We start from the raw sequence: 21,401 nt of genomic DNA on the forward strand, positions 1-21,401 counted from the left end.
ACGGCGATGTCCCTGCGTGTATCCGATCTCACGGTGCCGGGCCGATGCCTGGTGATGGGGATTCTCAATGTCACCGAGGATTCCTTTTCCGACGGAGGCCGCTACCTGGACGTGGACAAAGCCCTAGAGCACGCCAGGGGGTTGGTGGCTGCGGGGGCGGACATGATCGACGTCGGCGGCGAGTCCACCCGCCCCGGCGCTACTCGCGTGGACGCCGAGGTGGAGCGGCAGCGCGTGGTTCCCGTGATTCGGGCGCTGGCCCGGGAGGGGATTGTGACCTCCGTGGACACCATGCGCGCGGCCACCGCCGAGGCCGCCGCGGGGGCCGGGGTGTGCATGATTAACGACGTCTCCGGGGGCCTGGCCGATGAACGCATGTTGCCGGTGATGGCGCAGGCGGATATTCCCGTGTGCCTCATGCACTGGAAGGCGGTGCGCTTTGGCGACGCCGCGGGGCAGGCTCAGCACGAGGGCGGCGTGGTGGCCGATGTGCGAGCCACGTTGAACCGCCTGGTGGAGCGGGCCGTGAACGCCGGGGTGGATACAGGCAATATCGTGCTCGATCCGGGCCTGGGCTTTGCCAAATCGGCGGAGGATAACTGGGCTCTTTTGGGCGCCCTGCCGGAGTTCATCGCGGGCGAGTTTCCGCTGCTGGTGGGCGCCTCGCGCAAGCGGTTCCTCACCGCAGTGCGGGCGGAACGGGGATTGAGCGCCACTCCCGTGGACGCCGACCCCGCCACCGCCGCCGTCACCGCCATCTCCGCTCAGTTGGGTGCCTGGGGTGTGCGGGTGCACGAGGTGGGGGTATCGCGCGATGCCGTGGACGTGGCCGCGAAGTGGCGGGCGGCGGCCCTCGATGAGATAGCACAAAGTGAGGGAGAAGATGGCCGATAGGATCGTGCTCACGGGCCTGCGCTGTTATGGCTACCACGGGGTATTCCCGGAGGAAAAGCGTGAGGGCCAGGAGTTTTTGGTGGACGTCACCTGCTGGGCGGATCTCCGCCCGGCAGCGGAAAGCGATGATCTCAGCCTCACCCTCAACTACGCAGAGCTGGCCGAGCTCGCCCACCAGGTGCTCACCGGGCCGCCGCGCGATCTCATCGAGACGGTGGCCGCCGAGGTGGCCGAGCGCGCGATGGCGCAGTTCCCCCTCCTGCATGCGGTGGAGGTAACGGTGCACAAGCCCCAGGCCCCCATTCCGCTGAACTTTGGTGATGTGGCCGTGGTGGCGCGGCGCTCCCGCAAGAACATGGGGAGTGCCCGTGACTAGGCTGCGCGCGGTGCTCTCGATCGGCTCGAATATGGAGGATCGCTGGGCGCTCCTGCGCACGGTGGCCCGCGAGTTCGCGGCCGAAACCGTGGCAGCCTCCCCCGTGTATTCCACCCCGCCCTGGGGAGTGGAGGACCAAGAGGAGTTCCTCAACGCGGTGCTGATCGTGGAGGTGGAGGCGGAGCCGATGGAGTTGCTGCGGCGTTGCCAGCGCCTAGAGGAGGCCGCCGAGCGCGTGCGGGTGCGCCGCTGGGGGCCGCGCACCCTCGACGTCGATGTGGTGCAGGTACACCGCGAGGGCACGGAGGTGCTTTCCGACGACCCCGTGCTCACCCTCCCACACCCGTGGGCACACCAGCGTGCCTTTGTGCTCGTGCCCTGGGCGCAGGTGGACGGGGAGGCGCGGTTGCGCGATAAACCGGTGGCACAGTGGATTGAGGCGCTGCCGGTGGAAGAGGTGCGCCAGATCGTGCCGCTGGGGCCTCTGGTGGAGCCCCTGGTGCAGAGCCCTTTGGCGGAGCAGGAGGAAAGCTAAATGAAAAGGACCTCCCTGAAAGCCCTCGGCGCGGCGGGCGTTTTCGTCGCGGCGCTGGCCGCCATTGCCACGTGGCGCTTTTATGGGGTGCTGGGAGCAATCCCGGTGACCGTTTCCGTGACCCTGTGGGTGATGGCGGTGGTGTGCCTGTACTTGGCGTTGAAGGTGCGCTCGCGGCGCAAGGACGGGCGCATTGGCATGGATCGCAGCCAGCTCAATCCCGTGATGGTGGCGCAGTTTTTGGTGGTGGGCAAGGCCTCCGCGTGGACGGGTTCCTTAGTGGGCGGGGCGTATGTGGGAATGGGAATCTATATTCTTCCCCAGGCCGGGCGGCTCGTGGCCGCCGCCAACGATGTTCCTGGGGTGGTGGCCTCCGCTCTGGGCGGGATAGCGCTGGCGGCGGCCGGAGTATTCTTGGAGCGCAATTGCGAGGTGTCGCCTCCCCCTGGTTCTGAGGGCGTTAGGTAAGTTAGACGGCATGAGTACGCCGCAGTCGGACCGTCGCCAGGAACCCACTACGCGCCGCGCCGCCTCGCACGGGGCAGGCAAGCGCCGTCAGCACGGTGGGGGCGAAGGCTCGGGGACCGATGGCGGCCAGATTCTCTTGGTGGTCCTGGTGGTGCTGGCTTTGGCGGCCAGCGTGGTCATGCAGCTCACCGATTCCAATGCGGCGTTAAAAATCGCTCTTCTGGCGGCCCTGTGGGCCTCCATCATCGGGTTCTTTCTGGTGAGCCGGTATCGCCGCCAGGTGCAGCGCTCCCGCGAGCAATTAGCCTATGAGCAGCGCTTGCACCGCTCCGAGATGCGCGAGGCTCAGGCCCGCGCCGAGGCTGCGGGAGCTCAAAACCAGCAACCACGCACCGGGGGCGGCCTGAGTGAAGAGGACGTGGCGCTCCTCAGCGAGATTCGCGCGGGATTAGACGAGGTGCGCAGCCAGCTGGAGGATCTTCAGGGCCGGGCCTTTGAATACGAGCCCGCCGCGTTGCGCGCACAGGCCTGGCGCCTCCAAGAGCTAGAGGAGCGCACGGAATCCGTGGAGGCTCCGGAGAAAACCGGCCATATCGCCGGTGCCCCCTCCTTGGACGCCGTGGCGGGCCGCCTGGGCCAGTCGGAGCGCGGCGCGGAAAGCCCGCGTTCCATTTCCCCGGAATTGGCGCATTTGCTGGAATCGGAGGAGGGCCACCACCGGGGCAGCCACCGGGCCGATGATCGGTGGGAGCAGGCGGAACCCGCCGCTGCGAGCACCCCGAGCGTGGAAGATACCGCCGAGATCGCCGCGGTGGCCCCCGAGGTCCCCGAGCCCGTGGAGCAGGAGGCCCCGGCGCCGCGGCGGGGGCGTCGCCGCGCCGATGAGCACTCCACGGGCCTTTCCGTGGCCGAGCTGATGGAAAACATGAAGAAGGGCACGCGGTGAAGCCACCGCGCATGCGGGTGGGGGTATTCCACGGCCCCGGCTATGCCGGGCGCATGGCGGAATACGTTGCCTCGCTTTTAGAGAAAGCGGGGCACACGGTGGTGTCTCTTTTTGAGCCCTCCGAGGTGGCCGAGGTGCAGGCCGTGGTGTTGGGGACGGGGGATGTGCCTGCCCTCGTGGAGCAGGTGAAGGGCCATATCCGCCCGCATCACATCGTGATGCACGTGCTGCCGGGGCAAAGCCTGGAACCGCTGGCACCGTTGTGCGGCGCGGGGGCCGTGGTGGGCAGCGTGGTGCCGGTGTGGGAAACGCGCTGGGCCGTGGAATACACCGATGAGGTGAGTCAGACCGTGCTGGAACTCCTGGTGCGGGAATGTGGGGCGGAGGCGGTGCTGGTTCCGGCGTCGAAACGCGCCCTCCTGGCCACGGGGCTGAGCTGGTTGCGCTTTGCCGAGGACGTCGGGGCGGAGGCCTATGGTGCGCTGAGCGCGGCTTTGGAGGATACTAATTTGGGTGACGGGCTGCGCCGGGAGCGACGTACCATGAGGGTGCTTGCCGACGTCCCGGTTTTAGAACAACAGCGCGCCGGTATCGTGGACCCCGGAAAGGCGCGTATTTTCAGGCAGCTCGCGCGCCGCGCGGCGGAGCAGGATGGAAGAGAAGAAGTGGAGCTGTGGGCGATGCAGGAGGAGGAGCGTTAATGTTCCAAAGAGGAGAGGCCACCGAGGTACGTTCTGCGGAGAAAGTGGCCACCATCGCGCGGGCCTTCCGTAAGACCGGGAAGCCCGTGGTGCTGGTGCCCCTGGGTTCCGCGATTCACGCCGGGCACATCTCTCTGGTGCGCACGGCGCGCCGAGTGCCGGGAGCCGTGGTGATCGTGGCGGTCTCGGGCAAGGTGGATCGTTCCCGCCTCGCGGTGCTGGACACGGACGTTCTGTACCGCTATTCCGAGGAGGACCTGCACCCCCAGGGCGTGCGCACCGTGGTGTATCCGCGCGATTGGGGCTTGGAGTTCGTGGACGATTTGGCCATTGATCTCACCCGCATCGTGATTCTCACGCAGATCACCCAGGCCACCGATGTGATGGTGGGTGAGAAGGATTATGAGTTGGCGGTGTGCGTGCAAACCGCCATGACGGACTTCCACATGGGGGTGCGGGTGCACGGCGTTCCCACCGTGCGCATGCCCGATGGCCTGGCGGTTTCCCTGCGCAACGTGCGCGTGCCGGAAAAGGATCGCCCCAAGGCTCTGGCTCTTTCCGCGGCGCTGACGGCGGGCGCGCACGCGGCCGAAAAAGGCGGGGAGGCGGTGCTGCAAGCGGCCCGCGATGTGCTCGACGCCGCCGGGGTGACGCCGGAATACCTGGAACTGCGCTCCTTGGGAATGGGGAAGGCGCCGGAGAAGGGCGACGCGCGCCTTTTGGTGGCGGCGAAGTTTGGCAAGGTGCGGTTGATTGACAACGTGGGGGTGCCGGTGGGCATCGGTTTCCGCAACCTGGAGGCCCACGCGCAGGAAGAAGAGGACGCCAGCGGGAAGCACGCGCGCCAGCAGGGCGCGCACGACGTGCTATCGGCTACCCTTGACAACCGTGACGAACGCTAAGGACAACAAGGATCACGTGGAACTTCCCGAGCAGGTACGCATCCGCCGCGAAAAGCGCGAGCGCCTGCTCAGCCAGGGCCGGGAGCCCTACCCGGTGGAGGTGGATCGCACTACCTCCATCCGCGACCTGCGCGCCGGATACCTGGTGAATACTGGCGACGCCGCGGTGGAGGCGTCGCCAAGCGTGACGGTGCTGGCACCGGGCGATGAGACGGATAACGAGGTGGCCGTGGTGGGTCGCCTGATGTTCATGCGCAACACCGGCAAGTTGTGCTTTGCCACCCTGCAAGAAGGCGATGGTTCCCAGATTCAGGCGATGCTCTCCCTCGCGGTGGTGGGCCAAGAGGCCCTGGATTCCTGGAAGTCCGATGTGGATTTGGGCGATTACGTGTCCATCCGGGGGCGCGTGGTGGCCTCGCGGCGCGGGGAGCTTTCCGTCATGGCCGATCGCTGGGCGATGGCCTCCAAGGCGCTGCGTCCGCTGCCCGTTTCCTTCGCGGAGATGGCCGAGGATACCCGCGTGCGCCAGCGCTATACCGACCTCATCATGCGCGAACAGGCGCGCACCAATGCTTTGACCCGCATTAAGGTCATGCGGGCGCTGCGCAATTACTTGGAGGGCCAGGGTTTCTACGAGGTGGAAACCCCGATGCTGCAAACCCTGCACGGGGGCGCGGCGGCCCGCCCCTTCATCACGCACTCCAATGCCCTGGATATTGACCTCTACCTGCGCATTGCCCCGGAGCTGTACTTGAAGCGCTGCGTGGTGGGCGGCATCGAGCGGGTTTTTGAGGTGAACCGCAACTTCCGCAACGAGGGCGTGGATTCCTCCCACAGCCCGGAGTTCGCCATGCTGGAGACTTACCAGGCCTACGGCACCTACGAGGACGGCGCGCGCCTGACCCGCGAGCTGATTCAGTCCGTGGCTATGGAGGTCTTTGGCTCCACCACCGTGACCCTGGCCGATGGCACCGAATATGACCTCGGTGGACAGTGGCAGGAAATGGAGATGTACCCCTCGCTCAACGAGGCCCTGGCGCGCAAGCACCCCGGCCAGCCGGAGGTCACGGTGGATTCCACCGTGGAGGAACTGCGCGCGCTTGCCGACGCCATCGGGCTCGCCTGGCCGGAGAAGGGCGGCTGGGGCCACGGCAAGTTCGTGGAGGAGATTTGGGAGCACCTATGTGCCGATCAGCTCGAAGGCCCGGTGTTCGTTAAGAACTTCCCCGTGGAGACCTCCCCGCTGACCCGCCAGCACCGCAGCCAGCCGGGAGTAACCGAGAAGTGGGACCTCTACGTGCGCGGCTTTGAGCTGGCCACCGGCTATTCCGAGCTGGTGGACCCGGTGGTGCAGCGCGAGCGCTTTGAGGATCAGGCGCGCCTGGCTGCGGGCGGCGATGATGAGGCGATGGTGCTGGACGAGGACTTCCTGGCGGCGATGGAACAGGGTATGCCGCCCACCTCGGGCACCGGCATGGGCATTGATCGCCTGCTCATGGCGCTCACGGGGTTGGGCATCCGGGAGACGGTGCTCTTCCCGATGGTCAAACCGGAGGCTTAATGAGCTAAATACTTATAAGGACCTCTGCCCGCGCGGGCAGAGGTCCTTTATTGTGCGGTTTAGGCAGCGGCCTCAACCGTGGTCTCAACCTCGGCCGCGTTATCCTCCTTGGGCTTGCGCAGCTGGCTGGCGGCCAGGCAGAGGAGCCCGAACCCGGCCCAGCAAGTTAGGGCAATCCACGCGGAGGTATTCGAGGCCTCGGGGAAGTAGCTCAGGTTGCGCAGCAGCACCTGGGTGGCACCGGGGACGAAGCTCTGCCCGATGACATCGAAGTGCCAGGGAAGGAACTCGAAGGGCATGGCGCTGCCGGAGATGGGGTTACCGATGAACATGGTGGTGATAGCACCAAGGGCGATACCGGGAGTGCCGAGCAGGCTGTGCAGGCCAATGACCAGGCTAGAGGTGGCGCCGATGCTGAGGGCAAAGGCGGCCCACAGGGCGAGGCTGGCCGTGGGGAGCAGGGCGAACCAGGTGTGCAGCACGAGGAGGATCATGCCGGCTGCCGCGGCGGCGTAGACGACGAGTGCGCCGAGCTTACGCCACGCGCCGCGCACGGTGAAGCTGATGAGCACGCCGCCGATGATGCCGCCGAGGGTGAGCGGAAGGGCCGCAACGCCGAGCCCGGCGCCTTGGGGATCATCCTGGGAGAGGGGAGCCACGGCGGTGATGGTGGGGCCTTCAAGGGCCTGCTGAGTCAGAGCGGTGAGCGCCTGGGGATCGGTGACCTGACCGCTGGCGAGGGCCGTTCCGATCTGCGCCCTGTACATCCCAGTACCGGCGGTGGTGAGCATTTGGGTAATGGCGTTATTGGCCGCCGGTGCCGTGAGTATTTCTAGGCTCTGGCCGGGTTGCGCGGGCAGAACGAGCGCGCCGTAGGATTCGCGCTGCTGAATGTGGGCGGTGGCCTCTTCCTGGGAGTCCACGCGGTTGAAGAGGAAGGGGCTTTCTTCTCCCGCCTGTTGAGTGAGGGCGTCGAAGGCCTGTTGCTCGGCCACGACGTCCACGGGGACGTCCTTGGGCTCCGAGGTGACGGTGGGCCAGGAGAAGGCCAGCAATGCCAGGGTGACGATGGTGGTGGCCAGGAGGCTGATGGTCAGCGCGCGGGGCCAGGGGGTGCGCTGTGTGTTCTCAGGTATGATCTTCCTTCCGATCTATGGAGAATGTTCGTTCTGTATGGCAATGATGTACCCGTTCGTGAAACTTGTCAAACGGAATGTTCATTTTTTATTATTGGCCCATGCCAAAACTCAGCAAGGAACGCCGCCAGCAGCAAAGACAGCGCATTATCGACGCCACCGTGGCGATGGCTCTAGAACGGGGCATAGCCAATGTGTCGATGGCGGACATCATCAAGGCCTCGGGAATGTCTGCTGGGGCTATCTACGGTTATTTCCCCAGCAAGGAAGATGTTTTTCTGGCTATGGCGGAGCAGGTTCTGCGGCACAGGAGAATGGCCTTGAACGACGTCATGGAGCAAGAAGTCATCCCCTCCCCGCAGGAGCTTTTTCCCACTATGGTCTATAACCTCGTGGAATCCGGTGCCGGGTTGGTCCTCCAAGTATGGGGTTATGCGCTGGGGGACGAGAGAATCCGCGAGGTGGTAGGTGGGCTGCTCAATGAGGGGCTGGAAGCCCTAGAGAAGTACCTTGCCGCCTGGTACCGCCAGGAGGGGAGGGAGGATATGGCGGCGTCGGCAGGTGAACTCGCCTCCGCGGCTTTTGCGATGGCGCAGGGAATGTTGGTGCAAAACGCCATCGGAGGAGTGGACCCCACGAACATAGAATTGGGGCTGAAAAAAATGCTAGAGTAGCGATTTTTGGTTTAGTGTTCTTAGAAAGGATCGTCCTTTGGTATCTAGCGATTCCCCTGGTGGACCTCACCGCAGCCCGGAAGGAACAACCGAGGAAACCTCGGCCGAGGAGGCGAAACTCCCTGGCTCCGTGATCGTGGTGCTGGTGCTGCTTGTTTTCGCTGCCATGATGATGTTTCTCAATGAGACGATCCTCTCCGTGGCCCTGCCCGCCATCATGGCGGACTTTGGCATCACCGCAGACATCGCCCAGTGGCTCACCACCGGGTTCATGCTCACGATGGCCATTGTTATCCCCACCACCGGGTACCTGCTGCAAAGGCTGAGTACCCGCACCATCTTCTTCACTGCGCTGAGCTTCTTTCTTACCGGTACCGTGGTGGCGTCGATAGCCCCCGCCTTTGGGGTACTGCTGGCGGGTCGCGTGCTTCAGGCGGTGGGCACGGCGCTCATTATGCCGCTGCTGATGACGGTGGCCATGACCGTGGTGCCCCCGCAGCGGCGTGGCACGGTGATGGGCACCATCTCCATCGTGATGGCCGTGGCCCCGGCGCTCGGCCCCACAATCTCCGGGCTGATTCTGGACGTGCGCTCCTGGCACTGGCTCTTCCTGGTGATGATTCCGCTGGTGGTTGTGGTGCTGATCTGCGGCATGATTTTCCTGCGCAATATCGGAGAAACCGCCAGCACCCCGCTCGATGCCCTCTCCGTGGTGCTTTCCGCCGTGGCCTTCGGCGGTCTCATCTATGCGTTGAGCTCCCTGGGCGAGCTCTTCGATTCCCAGAGCACCCAGCGCGGCACGGTGCTGGCGATCCTCGCGGTGGGCCTGGCGGCGCTGGTGGCCTTCGTGCTGCGTCAGCGTTCCCTGATTCCCTCCGGGCGGGCGCTGCTCGACCTGCGCGTTTTTGTGCTGCGCGATTTCACCATTCCGGTGGTGGTGATTCTCATGGTCTTTGGCGCCCTCCTCGGCGCCGTGACGGTACTGCCCATCTATCTGCAAACCTCCTTGGGCTTCTCGGAAAAGACCACCGGCCTGATCCTCCTGCCCGGCGGCCTGCTCAATGGCCTGCTGGCTCCCTTTGTGGGGCGGATCTTTGACCGGGTGGGGCCGCGTCCGCTGCTGCTTCCCGGCGTGGTGCTGCTGGTGGGCACCCTGGCCTGGATGACCACGCTGAGCGAGCACACCTCCCTGGGCACGGTGGTGACCATGCACGTGCTCTTCTCCATGTCCCTGGGCCTGGTGCTCACCCCGCTGATGACCACGGCGCTGGGTGCCCTGCCCGCGCACCTTTATGGGCATGGTTCGGCCTCCCTGAACACTCTGCAACAGCTGGCCGGTGCGATGGGTACCGCGCTGCTCATCATGGTGCTCAGCCGGACTTCACAGTCGGCGCTGGAAAGCGGCAAGGCCGTGGAGGCGGCCACGGCCCAGGGCACGCACAATGCCTTCCTTTTGGCTACGGTCTTTGCGGTGGTGGCCCTGGTGCTGGCTTTCTTTGTGCGCCGGGTGGGCGCGGAGCAGGGCACGGCACCGGGATCGCAGGGTACAGCGCAGGGCTCGCAGGACGCGGCACCGGGTGAGTAGGGGGCGTCGGATAGCGCTCCGGGGGCTCCGGCTGGGCACTGAGCCGCCGGGGTGCGTGCGGGGGATTTAGTCAGGTTTTGAGGGCTGTTCGCTACCGGCGTACAGCCCTTTGAACTGGGCATATGCCGCTTTTTCGGGGGTTTGCGGGGTCTGGGTGGTTCCAGGTGCATTTTTTCGCCCCACCTGGGCGTTACAGTGGGTGCAACAAAAGAACGAGTAGCAAGGGGTTTAGTACATGTTCGAGAGGTTTACGGATCGCGCCCGCCGCGTGATCGTCCTGGCGCAAGAAGAAGCCCGGATGCTCAACCACAATTACATTGGCACCGAGCACATCCTGCTCGGCCTCATTCACGAGGGCGAGGGCGTGGCCGCCAAGGCCTTGGAGTCGATGGGCATTTCGCTTGACGACGTCCGCCGGGAGGTCGAGGAGATTATCGGCCACGGGACGCAGCCGCACACCGGCCATATCCCCTTTACCCCGCGCGCCAAGAAGGTGCTGGAACTTTCCCTGCGCGAGGGCCTGCAAATGGGCCACAAGTACATTGGCACCGAGTTCCTGCTGCTGGGCCTCATCCGCGAGGGCGAGGGCGTAGCCGCGCAGGTGCTGGTGAAGCTGGGCGCGGATCTGCCGCGCGTGCGCCAGCAGGTTATCCAGTTGCTTTCCGGTTATGAGGGTGGTCAGGGTACCAACCCGGAGAATAGCCAGCCGAGCAATTCCGGCCCCGTGGGCGCGGGTGCTGCCGCTGGTCCCGGTGGTGGAGGCGGCCGCGGTGGTTCCTCCGGGGATCGCTCTAATTCCCTGGTTTTGGACCAGTTTGGCCGCAACCTCACCCAGGCCGCCAAGGACGGCAAGCTCGATCCCGTGGTGGGGCGCGAGAAGGAAATTGAGCGCGTGATGCAGGTGCTCTCCCGCCGCACCAAGAACAACCCGGTGCTCATCGGTGAGCCCGGCGTGGGTAAGACCGCCGTGGTGGAGGGCCTGGCCCTGGACATCGTTAACGGCAAGGTGCCGGAGACGTTGAAGGATAAGCAGCTTTATTCCCTCGACCTGGGCTCCCTGGTGGCGGGTTCGCGCTATCGCGGTGACTTCGAGGAGCGCCTGAAGAAGGTGCTCAAGGAGATCAACCAGCGCGGGGACATCATCTTGTTCATCGATGAGATTCACACGCTGGTGGGTGCCGGTGCCGCCGAGGGCGCTATCGACGCCGCCAGCCTGCTCAAGCCCAAGCTGGCTCGCGGTGAGCTTCAGACCATCGGCGCTACCACCCTGGACGAGTACCGCAAGCACATCGAAAAGGACGCCGCCTTGGAGCGCCGCTTCCAGCCGGTGCAGGTGCCGGAGCCCTCGGTGGAACTCTCCGTGGAAATCTTGAAGGGCCTGCGTGATCGCTACGAGGCGCACCACCGCGTGTCCATCACGGACTCCGCGCTAGAGGCCGCCGCCCGGCTTTCCGACCGCTACATCAACGACCGCTACCTGCCCGATAAGGCCGTGGACCTCATCGACGAGGCCGGTGCTCGCATGCGCATCAAGCGCATGACCGCCCCGGAGGGCCTGCGCGAGGTGGACGAGCGGATCGCCGCCGTGCGCAAGGAGAATGAAGCCGCTATCGACGCCCAGGACTTCGAGAAGGCCGCGGGTCTGCGCGATAAGGAGCGCAAGCTGGGTGAGGAGCGCTCCGAGAAGGAGAAGCAGTGGCGCGACGGCGACCTTGACGAGATCGCGGAGGTGGGCGAGGAGCAGATTGCCGAGGTGTTGGGCAATTGGACCGGTATCCCGGTGTTCAAGCTCACCGAGGAGGAGTCCTCGCGCCTGCTGAACATGGAGGCGGAGCTGCACAAGCGGATCATCGGCCAGGACGACGCCGTGAAGTCCGTCTCCCGAGCCATTCGCCGCACCCGCGCCGGGTTGAAGGACCCCAAGCGCCCCTCCGGTTCCTTCATCTTCGCCGGTCCCTCCGGTGTGGGTAAGACGGAGCTGTCCAAGGCGCTGGCGGAGTTCCTCTTTGGTGAGGAAGATGCCCTGATTCAGATTGATATGGGCGAGTTCCACGACCGCTTCACGGCCTCGCGCCTCTTCGGTGCTCCCCCCGGATACGTGGGTTACGAGGAAGGCGGCCAGCTTACCGAGAAGGTGCGCCGCAAGCCCTTCTCCGTGGTGCTCTTTGACGAGATCGAGAAGGCCCACAAGGAGATCTACAACACCCTGCTCCAGGTGCTTGAAGAAGGCCGCCTGACCGACGGCCAGGGCCGCGTGGTGGACTTCAAGAACACCGTGCTTATCTTCACCTCCAACCTGGGTACCCAGGACATCTCCAAGGCTGTGGGCATGGGCTTCACCGGCTCCTCGGAGAACGACGAAGCCGCGCAGTACCAGCGCATGAAGAACAAGGTGCACGATGAGCTGAAGAAGCACTTTAAGCCCGAGTTCTTGAACCGCATTGATGACACCGTGGTGTTCCACCAGCTCACCCAGGATCAGATCGTGGAGATGGTGGAACTGCTCATCGGGCGCGTGGAGAAGATGCTGGCCGCCAAGGACATGGGCATCGAACTCACTGAGAAGGCCAAGGCCCTGCTGGCCAAGCGCGGCTTCGATCCGGTGCTGGGTGCCCGTCCGCTGCGTCGCACGATCCAGCGCGATATTGAGGACGCGATGAGTGAGAAGATCCTCTTTGGCGAGCTGGGCGCCGGGGAGATCGTCACGGTGGACGTGGAAGGTTGGGATGGCGAGTCCAAGGAGACTCAGGACGCCAAGTTCACCTTCACTCCGCGCCCCAAGCCGCTGCCGGAGGACGCCTTTGCCGAGGTGGAAGAGGAAGTTCGAGAGGTGACTCAGGACGCTAAGTAATTTCCCCTGGTAAACAGGTAGGGGTGAAGAACTTAAGCGACCTACACAAGGAACTCACCCGTCTTGATGGCAAGCCCTACGGGGCTTACCGCGATCTCACGGGTGCCACTTACGATCTGGGCGCGGGGGTGGAGTTCACTCTCGACCGCGCCCAGGTTGATCCCTATGCGCCGCCTTCGCTAGCGCATCTGCACGTGCCCTTTGACCTGAGTGCTTATCAGGAGCGCGGGGAGAAGGTGGCGGCTGCGGATTACTTCACCCGCGCCTTTGACCGCGCGGCGAAGAGTAGCCGGGACATCAACATTGGCCGGATTGGCCAGCAGGTTCTAGAGCGCACCACTGCCGAGGTATATGAGGATCACCTTCTTCTGCGCTTTACCGTGGGCCTTCCGGCGGCGGGGCGCCGGATTAAGGGTCACCTGGCCGCCTCGATCCTCACCGAGACGTTGCCGGAGGTGGTGGAAGGCGTCCGGGGCGTCGATAAGCAAGCCCTGGAGCGGCACGTGGTGCTCTACCGTGACCAGGAGTGGCTGCGCGCGCAGCTGCCGGAACTAGGGCTGGTGGCCTTCGTGGGGGAGGGGGCGGTGTTGCCGCGCCGATCGGGGGATAGCGATGAGCCCCTGGCCGAGGCCGTGCCCTTTGCCGCCCCGCCCACGCTGCGCCGCGAGGTGACCTTGCCGAGTGGGCGCACGCTCACCGGTATGGGGGTGCCGGAGGGCGTGACCGTGATCGTGGGCGGTGGTTACCACGGCAAGTCCACTCTCTTGCGCGCCATTGAGCGCGGCGTGTACCCCCACATCGAGGGCGATGGGCGCGAATGGGTGGTCACGCGGCCTGCGGCTGTGTCCGTGCGCGCTGAGGACGGGCGCGCGGTCAGCGGTGCGGACATCTCCGCCTTTATCAACAACCTGCCCTCCGGGGAGGACACCACGGCCTTTTCCACCACCAACGCCTCCGGCTCCACCTCCCAGGCGGCGAACTTGGTGGAGGCCATCGAGGCAGGGGCGGATGCCCTGCTCATTGACGAGGACACCTCCGCCACGAACTTCATGATCCGCGACGAGCGCATGCGCGCACTCATCAGCGCCGACCGCGAGCCGATCACCCCCTTCGTGGATACCGTGCGCGCCCTCTACCGCGACGCCGGGGTATCCACCGTGCTCGTGGCGGGCGGCTCCGGGGCCTTCTTTAGCGTGGCCGATCACGTGATTGCCCTCGACGCCTACCGCGTAGCCGACGTCACCGAACGCGCCCACGAACTCGGCGGCGAGCCCCCGCAGGAGGCCGGCGAGTTCCGCCCCGGCGCCCCGCGCGTGCCCACCGGGCTCAGCGCGCCGGGCAAGCGCAAGCCCGCCGGGGCCAAGGGCCGCACCCTGATCCGCTATGGCAAGACCGGCATCGACCTCGGCCCGGCGGAACAACTGGTGGACCAGGCCCAAACCCTCGGCATTGCTCACGCCATCGACTACCTGGAAGGCGTGCTGGGGGAGGTGCCCCTGCGCCGGGCGGTGGAGGAACTAGAGGCGCTTATCGACGCCCAGGGCCTCGCCGCACTCTCCCCGCGCAAGGGGCACCCGGGGCTTTATGCCCGGCCGCGCCGCCACGAGATCATGGCGGCGGTGAATAGGTACCGGGGGTTGGAGGTTCGCTAAAAGCCCTCCGGCACTCGCGCCGGGCCGCTAGTATTTCTTGCCATGATGAGAACGCTGCGGGGCTTGGAGGGCTTTGGCCGATTTTGGGCCGCGCACACTGTTTCCGTTCTGGGCACTAATACTGGCTTGATTGTTATTCCGTTGCTTGCCCTGAATGTGGCCGGGGCCTCGGTATTCCAGATGGGTTTATTGGAGGCCGCGGAATCTCTGGCGGTGCTTTTCTTTGGGCTTTTTATTGGCCGCGTGGCCGATGAGATGGGAGGTGACCGCTCCATCATTGCGGCCAACCTGCTCCGGGCGCTGTTGCTCATCACCATTCCCGTGGCCTATGTCCTGGGCAGCGTGAGTTTTATCCACATATTCCTGGTGGTCTTTGCGCTGGGCGCGGCCTCGCTACTCTATGAAAGCGCGATGTCCACCATCGTGGTGCGGAGATTCCCCAAGAAAGCGTGGCCGCAGGTCAATTCCGCCGTGGAGGGAAGTAACTCCGTCACGGAGGTGGCCGGGCCTGGAATTGGTGGGCTTCTGGTACAGGCGGTGGGGGCGCCGCTGGCGGTACTCCTGGACGTGTGTACCTACCTGGTGAGCAGTTTTCTCTTTTTCCTGGGGCGGGGTGCGGGGAGCTCTCGTACCGAGGATTCGGGGGAATCCTCTGGCGGTGCGCTGAGTGGTCTGCGCCTGGTGTGGCAGGATAAGGGGCTGCGGGCCATCTTCCTCTCTGCGGCGCACTTTAACTTCTTTGCCGCGGGATTCTCGGCGGTGCTGACGTACTACATGGTGCGCGACCTCGGCTTTAGCTCAGCGTTAGTGGGCCTCGCCAGCGTGGGTTCGGGAATATTCGGCGTGGTGGCCACGCTGGTGACCAGCCGCCTCATGGCTCGGTACCCCACCCCGCTGCTGTACTTCCTCTCCTACGCGCTCGCGGGGGTCTTTGCGCTGCTGGTCCCGGTGGCCTTTGTGGTTGAGGGAACCGCAGTGCGGTTCCTCCTGGTATCCCTGGGACTGGCCGGATGGGCCTTTGCCATCGTGGTGAACCTGGTGATGAGTGAGACGATCAAGCAGCACAACACCCCAGAGACGATGATCGGGCAAGTCTCCTCCGCGATACGTTGGGGCACCCTCGGCGTGGTGCCCTTCGGAGCGGTGGCGGGTGGTTACCTCGGTGGAACCATTGGTTCGACGGCCTGCCTTATCGTTATGTGCTTCGGGCTCATAGCGGCCGTGACCTGGCTTTTCATCGGCGGTGACATGCGAAAAGTAGATATTCGTACCCTGGGATAGGCGGCTGCCTTTGGTAGGGTTCGAGGATAGATTCTTTCCGCACGCAAAGAGGAGATGAGCGCGATGGGTCTGCAATACCGCCAGCGCAAAAAGACGGGCAAGAACAGCTGGATCAACCTCTCCGGTTCCGGGGCCTCGGCCTCCACCAAGATCGGCCCGGTGACGGTGAATAGCCGGGGCGGCTTCTGGGTGAACCTGCCCGGTGGATTGAACTTCAGGGGGCGCTGGAAGTAGGGGAAACCTTCGAGTGAGCCTACAAGCTCACTCGAAGGTTTCCATTCCGCTGTTGGAATATTGATTTTATAATTTCTTCTGAAGAATATTTAACGCGCTTTCCTTTTGATGCTCCTGCTGAGAGCTGTAGAGGATGAGGGTTGAGTGTGGATCGCTCAGTAGGGTTGCGGTCTCGAAATTGAGGATGAAATTTCCTGTGTCTGGGTGGTGGAACATTTTTGTCCCACTCTTATGGTAATAAACGTTATGTGTTTGCCAGCGTTCATTGAACTCATGCTCTTGGGTTAGGTGTTCTAGTAACTTTCTGAGTTGATCGCTGTGGGGATTTTCTCCCGATGCGCTTCGGATTAGGCTGACGGTATCGTTTGCCACTTCATCCCATTGCGGGAATAAAATACGGGATTCGGAATCCTGAAAGAGGAAACGGGCAAAGTTATTTTCCCATTCCTGGTTTTTGAATACGGGTTTGTATAGTTCGTGCCCCAATGGGTTTGTTTGCTTTATGTTGAGGAGCGGGTCGAGAATTATTGCAGCAACTCCTGTCATCTGGCCGAGTATATGGCCAAAGTTTTTATTCTTTTGTCTTGCCTTGACAGGTTCTTGATTTGCACTGCGGGCAAGGTTGTAAAGATGAGACTTTTCATCTTCATTAAGTTGTAGGGCCTGGGTGAGTGATTCGAGAACGCTGTTTGATACGCCGCGGAGTTCTCCTCTTTCCAAACGTCCATAGTAATCGGCGCTAATTCCGGCAAGCATGGCAACTTCTTCTCGGCGGAGACCTGGGACTCGTCTGCGTTCTCCGTATGTGGGCAGGCCGACATCAGAGGGCGTGATTCGAGAACGACGAGATATGAGGAAATTATGGGCGTTAGTTTCATTGTTCACGGAGGTCAGCATAGCCGATGGTGTCGCTCGATAGGGTGGTCTGTCAGTACATGGTTTGGTAAACCCTTACTGGATTGTTTTTCTTGCCTTACGCTCGTTTGGAGTGTTGCTGAAAGCGGCACGCCTTGATGCTCATGAGGGTGTTTGAGGAAGAACTTTGTGGTCTTAGGAAGGCTGAGAGTGAAGGAAGAAGTTTCTTTTCCGAGTGCGGGAATAACATTGTCGGGAATACTGTTCAAGCCAGAGTCGGGCGTGAATGAGAAGTTTCCCGCTATTGTGATTGGTCATCCCTTCGGAAGCGTCAAGGAACAAAGCCCAAGTAACTATGCGGAACAGTTGGTAAAGCGAGGCTTTGTGTGTCTGGTCTTTGACGCTGCCTATCAGGGGGAGAGTGAAGGGGAGCCTCGGCTTCTGGAAAACCCTTGGCAGCGCTCCGAGGATGTGAAAGCGGCGGTGACGTACTTGAGCACGCGTGCCGATGTGGATTCTGGGAAGATTGGAGCGCTCGGCATTTGCGCATCGGGCGGTTACGTTCCTTTTGCTGCACAGACTGATCTTCGAATCAAGGCTGTGGCCACCGTTTCGGCTGCCGATATTGGTCGGCTTTACCGCGAGGGGATGGGAGGAGGGCAGGATCCGGCTATTTTGGCTGGCATGCTTGCTCGTGCCGGGGAGCTCCGAACCGCTGAGGGGCGTGGTGAAGAGCCGCATTTGGAGCACGGTGTGCCAAATACGGCAGATGAGGCAAAAGCATTTCCTGAAGGTTCTATGTACAACGAGGCATACGACTACTATCGGACGCCTCGTGGGGAGCATCCGAACTCGCCAAACTGGTGGATATTCCGCAGTGTGGACATGATTGCCCAATTCGATGCCTATACTCTCATTAACATGATCGCTCCGCGGCCCTTACTGATGATTGCTGGGTCCAAGGCGGATACGAGATACTTCAGTGAAGAAGCGATTGCTAGTTTCAGAGGTCCGGCTGAACTGGAGATTCTTGAAGGTGCAACTCATATTGATCTGTATGATAAGCCGGAGTATGTAGTTCCGGCTTCTGAAAAGATCGCTGATTTCTTTCAATGTAGCTTTGGTGCAGAATAGGGATTTCACACAGTTCGGACAGTAGGGTGTTTGGCGCTATGCGATGGATTTAGTTGTTCTAAAGAACATCGCGTAGCCGCTAGGTGGCGGTGGGGTACGGGGGATTAGCGACGCCGCTCCACGAGTCCGGCCTCCGCAGGGCATTATCCTGCGCGACGATGGGGAGGTCTTGGGGTTCCCGGTCGCGCACGCCTCAGGCAATGATGCCTCCCTCGGCGTTGGCAAAGTCCACGAATGTCTTGGATAGATCTTTTGGCTTGGTTTGGAAAGGTTTGCGGTAGCATCGCTGATCTTCGGTCCGGGTGAGGCTCCGCGAAACTACTTGAAAACTTTTCAAGTAGTTTCAAGTAGATGATAAAACTGCTGGTGGGGGTACGTTTTTGCTGGCAATTCTGCTTTCAAGTAGCTTTCCAGTAGCCGTTTAGAGGGCGTCGCGTAGCCTCCATGTGGCGCGGGGGTCACGGGGAGATTGACCGTGCCACTCCACCAGCTCTGCATCCCGCAGAGCATTGAGTGCGTTGCGGGCGGAGGGTCTGCTCATCTTCACTAGTTCTGCGATGTCTCCCGTGCTGAGGGGTGAGCCGATTCTTTGCATGGCGGCCAATACCGTGGCGGCTCCTGTAGGGAGGAAGGCCAATTGCTGTTCGCTAATCCTGTGCGTGGTATTTAGCGTGAGGGTGACGGTGCCGTTGGTCTGGGTATAGGCGGGGTCGCTAAAACCCACGGCGCGCATTTCCGAAAAGATACGGCGTATTCCCTCGCCTAATTCCTGTCCAATGCGTAGTTCCGAGGCCACTCGTGCGATGGTGGGGTTCCGGGCAAAGCGGCTAATGCTTTCGGGGCGGCGCGGGTCGGCCAATCCGGGGAAACGTCCGGGATTGGTGATTTCTATGCGGTCGGGGAATATCTCAAAGCGGATATGGTCGCCGGTGAGGCTATAGGACCTATGAATAACAGCATTGACTAATCCCTCTAGCCAGGCGTCGGTGGGAACCACGGGTTCGTGTATGAACTTTCCCGATTCCCCAAGGCGGGAGGCGTGTGGAAGGAGGGAAAGAATATATTGCCGGGCTTCTTCTACCTGTGTGGGCAAGGGGCCTTCAAAGTGACGGTCGGCTTCGAGGAGCTGGTTTCTGCCCGCGCCGCGATTCTTTTCCCGCCATTTGAGCACGCGTACGGTGGCATGGGGGAAGAACCCTTGGGGGTCGTTGCCGAACATGAGAATGGCGCCCACGGTGGCGTCGCCCTTATGCGTGAGTAGGTGGCGGGCCTTGAGGGCGTCCTCGGGGCTGCGGGAGCCAATAGTATTTGCGTAATTCTCTAGGGCTGTATGGGAGAGGTCGGCCATGTCGGTGCGGGGTACGCCGGTGGAATCGTGCGTGCGTTCGCCTTTGGAGTAGGCGAGTTCTTGAATGTCCTCAAAGTTTTTGAGCTGCCGCGTTTCATCTCCAGCGCGAAGCCAACATTCGCCATTGGTGAGATAATGAACCCTGGGGCCGGGGGTCACGCTCAGGAGGAAAATCTGGGCAGGCTCTCCGCTAGGGGTGGTTGTTTTCAGTATTTCCCAGCGCACCTCCACGGTGGGGTCGGTGAGTTCCAGGGCGGCCTGGCGCAGAGCATTATCCTGCGCGGTGGTGGGGAGGCCTTGGGCTTCGCGGTCACGCACACCCCAGGCAATGACGCCTCCCTCGGCGTTGGCAAAGCCAACGAACGCCTTGGCTAGGTCTTTGGGCTTGGTTTGAAAGGATTTACGGTCAAACCATTGGTCCTCGGGTCGGGTGAGAACTTCGTGAACAGGCAGGTGCTCCATGCTCCGCGATTCTACTTGAAAACTTTTCAAGTAGCTTCAAGTAGATGATAAAACTGCTGGTGAGGGTATATTTTTACTGGCAACTCTGCTTTCAAGTAGCTTTCCAGTAGGCGTAAGGATTTGATCTGGAAACGTCCCGCCCCACCCCGCCATCGCGCGTGAAAATCTACTTGAAAACTTTTCAAGTACTTTCAAGTAGTCGTTAAAACACCTGGTAGTAGCACCTTTCTACTAGCAATCTTGCTTTCAAGTAGCTTTCCAGTAGTCCTCACCGAGGCAACCGGAAGGTGCCGTCGTCGAGTTGCTCCGCGAGGCCGTCGTCAAGCAAACCGAAGAGCGCGCGGGAGCGCTGCGCGGCGTCGGGCCAGGCGGCGTCGATCTGCGCCATTGGTACGGAGGTGGGGGTGTTACGCAGCAGGGCCATGATGGTGCCGCGGGCGTGGCGGTCGGTGCCCTCGTATTTTTGGGTGCGGCGGCGTTTCTTGTCCTCCTCGCTCGGCTGCGGGCAGCCCGCTTTTTGCCAGGCACAGCGCGAGAGTAGCGGGCAGCGCGGGCAGTCGGGGGAGGCGGCGGTGCACACGAGGGCGCCGAGTTCCATGAGGCCCACGGAGAAGGTCGGCCCGTCGATCTCGGGGAGGAGCGCGGCTACGTGGCCGAGTTCTTTTTTGGAGGCCGTTCCGGCGAGGAAGTGCCCTTCAATGGCGCGGCGATATACGCGGCGCACATTGGTATCTACCACGGGTACATTCTTTCCATAATGAAAACAAGCCACGGCGCGCGCGGTATATTCCCCAATTCCGGGCAGGCTGAGTAGTTCTTCTACTTCGGCAGGCACGGTGCCCTCGAATCTCTCCACGATCTCGGCGGCACATTCGTGGAGGCGCAGTGCGCGCCGGGGGTATCCCAGGCGGCCCCAGGCGCGCAGTACCTCGTCGCGCCCGGCGTCGGCAAAGTGTGCGGGGGTGGGCCAGCGCTGACGCCACTGTTCCCAGATGGGAATGACGCGGGCCACGGGGGTTTGCTGGCTCATTACCTCGGAGAGCAGCACCTCCCAGGCGGTAGTGCCGGGGGTGCGCCAGGGGAGGTCGCGGGCGTGGGTGCGATACCAGGCGATCACGGCGTCTTGGAGGGTGTTCACGCACCGCAGTATAGAGGGTGAATTATATAAGATGTTTCACATTATGACTCTCTATTCTGATGCCACGCCCCAGTCCGTATGGGAAGCCTTAAAAGCCGGTAATAAGCGTTTCTGTGCCTCCCAGGAAAAGAACCCCAACCGCGATGATGAACGCCGCGAGACGCTGCGCTCCGGGCAGAACCCCGCCGTCGTAGCGCTGGCCTGTTCCGATTCCCGCGTGCCGGTGGAGCTCATTTTCGACGCCGGCTTTGGCGACATCTTCGTGATCCGCACTGCGGGCGAGATCACCGATCCCGCGGTGCTGGCCTCCCTGGAATACGCCATAGATGGCCTGGGTGTGCCGCTCATCGTGGTGCTGGGTCACGAGAATTGCGGCGCCGTGGGTGCGGCCACCAAGGCTTTGGACGAGGGGGCCATTCCCGAGGGGTGGCAGCGCATCCTGGTGGAGCGCGTGACCCCCTCGGTGCTGGCGGCGCGCCGGGAAGGCTGCCACGAACAGAGCGATTACGAGCGGATTCACGTTACCGAGACCATCGGGCAGATCATGCACCGCCTGCCGCACCTGCCGGAGCAGATCGAGGCGGGCAGCGTGGGGCTGGTGGGCTTGCGCTATTTGCTTGCCGACGGCAGCGTGGAAACCGTGGCCACCTATGGGGTGAGTTGAGGCG

The 21,401-nt window shown here is 62.7% G+C and carries 20 protein-coding genes; 16 read left to right on the forward strand and 4 right to left on the reverse strand.

Annotated elements, in window-relative coordinates; translation table 11 throughout:
• The first annotated feature begins 6 nt into the window (after window positions 1–6).
• Genes folP through lysS form a run of 8 tightly spaced genes read left to right on the forward strand, consistent with a single transcriptional unit; the run spans window position 7 to window position 6,383 of the window.
• Entirely contained in the window at window positions 7–894 is an 888-nt protein-coding gene (folP, locus tag Clow_RS07425) for a dihydropteroate synthase (protein WP_156334759.1), read from the forward strand.
• Window positions 884–1,270 (forward strand): dihydroneopterin aldolase, encoded by a 387-nt coding sequence (gene folB, locus Clow_RS07430; RefSeq protein WP_055178157.1) that lies wholly within the window; start codon window positions 884–886, stop codon window positions 1,268–1,270. Before folP ends, folB begins: the two co-directional genes overlap by 11 nt.
• A gap of 1 nt (window position 1,271) precedes the next feature.
• Window positions 1,272–1,805 (forward strand): 2-amino-4-hydroxy-6-hydroxymethyldihydropteridine diphosphokinase, encoded by a 534-nt coding sequence (folK, locus tag Clow_RS07435; protein WP_055178219.1) that lies wholly within the window; start codon window positions 1,272–1,274, stop codon window positions 1,803–1,805.
• Window positions 1,806–2,273 carry a DUF3180 domain-containing protein gene (locus Clow_RS07440; protein ID WP_055178158.1) on the forward strand — a complete coding sequence of 156 codons (468 nt, stop codon included), beginning with the start codon at window positions 1,806–1,808 and terminating at the stop codon, window positions 2,271–2,273.
• Between the two features lie 10 nt (window positions 2,274–2,283).
• The gene (locus Clow_RS07445) at window positions 2,284–3,219 is read left to right on the forward strand and encodes a DUF6779 domain-containing protein (RefSeq protein ID WP_055178159.1); all 936 of its coding nucleotides are present in this window, start codon (window positions 2,284–2,286) and stop codon (window positions 3,217–3,219) included.
• Window positions 3,216–3,920: a 6PGD fold domain-containing protein gene (locus Clow_RS07450; protein WP_055178160.1), complete on the forward strand. Its 705-nt coding sequence runs from the start codon at window positions 3,216–3,218 to the stop codon at window positions 3,918–3,920. Before Clow_RS07445 ends, Clow_RS07450 begins: the two co-directional genes overlap by 4 nt.
• Window positions 3,920–4,822: a pantoate--beta-alanine ligase gene (locus Clow_RS07455; protein ID WP_055178161.1), complete on the forward strand. Its 903-nt coding sequence runs from the start codon at window positions 3,920–3,922 to the stop codon at window positions 4,820–4,822. Before Clow_RS07450 ends, Clow_RS07455 begins: the two co-directional genes overlap by 1 nt.
• The gene (gene lysS / locus Clow_RS07460) at window positions 4,809–6,383 is read left to right on the forward strand and encodes a lysine--tRNA ligase (RefSeq protein ID WP_055178162.1); all 1,575 of its coding nucleotides are present in this window, start codon (window positions 4,809–4,811) and stop codon (window positions 6,381–6,383) included. The genes Clow_RS07455 and lysS overlap by 14 nt, the downstream gene beginning before the upstream one ends.
• Window positions 6,384–6,442: 59 nt before the next feature.
• Here lysS and Clow_RS07465 read toward each other — a convergent pair whose 3' ends face one another.
• Window positions 6,443–7,534: an ABC transporter permease gene (locus Clow_RS07465; protein WP_342669481.1), complete on the reverse strand. Its 1,092-nt coding sequence runs from the start codon at window positions 7,532–7,534 to the stop codon at window positions 6,443–6,445.
• A gap of 86 nt (window positions 7,535–7,620) precedes the next feature.
• Here Clow_RS07465 and Clow_RS07470 point away from each other — a divergent pair, with 86 nt between their 5' ends.
• The 6 genes from Clow_RS07470 to Clow_RS07495 all read left to right on the forward strand — a co-directional run bounded on the left by Clow_RS07470 (window position 7,621) and on the right by Clow_RS07495 (window position 15,796).
• The gene (locus tag Clow_RS07470; RefSeq protein WP_169786575.1) at window positions 7,621–8,193 is read left to right on the forward strand and encodes a TetR/AcrR family transcriptional regulator; all 573 of its coding nucleotides are present in this window, start codon (window positions 7,621–7,623) and stop codon (window positions 8,191–8,193) included.
• A 37-nt stretch (window positions 8,194–8,230) separates the two neighbouring features.
• A complete protein-coding gene (locus Clow_RS07475; protein ID WP_069724595.1) occupies window positions 8,231–9,778 on the forward strand; it encodes an MDR family MFS transporter in 1,548 nt (515 codons plus the stop codon).
• A gap of 235 nt (window positions 9,779–10,013) precedes the next feature.
• On the forward strand, window positions 10,014–12,629 hold the full coding sequence (locus Clow_RS07480; RefSeq protein WP_055178166.1) for an ATP-dependent Clp protease ATP-binding subunit: 2,616 nt from the start codon (window positions 10,014–10,016) through the stop codon (window positions 12,627–12,629).
• Window positions 12,630–12,652: 23 nt separating this feature from the next.
• On the forward strand, window positions 12,653–14,281 hold the full coding sequence (locus Clow_RS07485) for an ABC-ATPase domain-containing protein (RefSeq protein WP_055178167.1): 1,629 nt from the start codon (window positions 12,653–12,655) through the stop codon (window positions 14,279–14,281).
• A gap of 42 nt (window positions 14,282–14,323) precedes the next feature.
• Window positions 14,324–15,562 (forward strand): MFS transporter, encoded by a 1,239-nt coding sequence (locus tag Clow_RS07490; RefSeq protein WP_082418593.1) that lies wholly within the window; start codon window positions 14,324–14,326, stop codon window positions 15,560–15,562.
• A 63-nt stretch (window positions 15,563–15,625) separates the two neighbouring features.
• Window positions 15,626–15,796: a DUF4236 domain-containing protein gene (locus Clow_RS07495; RefSeq protein ID WP_082418600.1), complete on the forward strand. Its 171-nt coding sequence runs from the start codon at window positions 15,626–15,628 to the stop codon at window positions 15,794–15,796.
• 66 nt (window positions 15,797–15,862) lie between these two features.
• On the opposite strand, the gene Clow_RS11195 is transcribed toward Clow_RS07495, so the two are convergent.
• The gene (locus Clow_RS11195; protein WP_069724599.1) at window positions 15,863–16,681 is read right to left on the reverse strand and encodes a helix-turn-helix transcriptional regulator; all 819 of its coding nucleotides are present in this window, start codon (window positions 16,679–16,681) and stop codon (window positions 15,863–15,865) included.
• Between the two features lie 180 nt (window positions 16,682–16,861).
• Between Clow_RS11195 and Clow_RS07510 the strand changes: the two genes are divergently transcribed.
• Window positions 16,862–17,785, forward strand: a complete 924-nt coding sequence (locus tag Clow_RS07510; protein WP_055178172.1) for an alpha/beta hydrolase — start codon at window positions 16,862–16,864, stop codon at window positions 17,783–17,785.
• Between the two features lie 421 nt (window positions 17,786–18,206).
• Here Clow_RS07510 and Clow_RS07515 read toward each other — a convergent pair whose 3' ends face one another.
• Together Clow_RS07515 and Clow_RS07520 are read right to left on the reverse strand one after the other, a co-directional pair.
• Window positions 18,207–19,595, reverse strand: coding sequence for an ATP-binding protein (locus Clow_RS07515; RefSeq protein ID WP_055178173.1), 1,389 nt, complete (start codon window positions 19,593–19,595; stop codon window positions 18,207–18,209).
• 268 nt (window positions 19,596–19,863) lie between these two features.
• Window positions 19,864–20,733, reverse strand: a complete 870-nt coding sequence (locus Clow_RS07520) for an HhH-GPD family protein (RefSeq protein WP_055178174.1) — start codon at window positions 20,731–20,733, stop codon at window positions 19,864–19,866.
• Between the two features lie 43 nt (window positions 20,734–20,776).
• Here Clow_RS07520 and Clow_RS07525 point away from each other — a divergent pair, with 43 nt between their 5' ends.
• Window positions 20,777–21,397 carry a carbonic anhydrase gene (locus tag Clow_RS07525; protein ID WP_055178220.1) on the forward strand — a complete coding sequence of 207 codons (621 nt, stop codon included), beginning with the start codon at window positions 20,777–20,779 and terminating at the stop codon, window positions 21,395–21,397.
• The last annotated feature ends 4 nt before the right edge of the window (window positions 21,398–21,401 follow it).

Origin of the sequence: Corynebacterium lowii (assembly GCF_001412085.1) — a bacterium.
GTDB lineage: Bacteria > Actinomycetota > Actinomycetes > Mycobacteriales > Mycobacteriaceae > Corynebacterium > Corynebacterium lowii.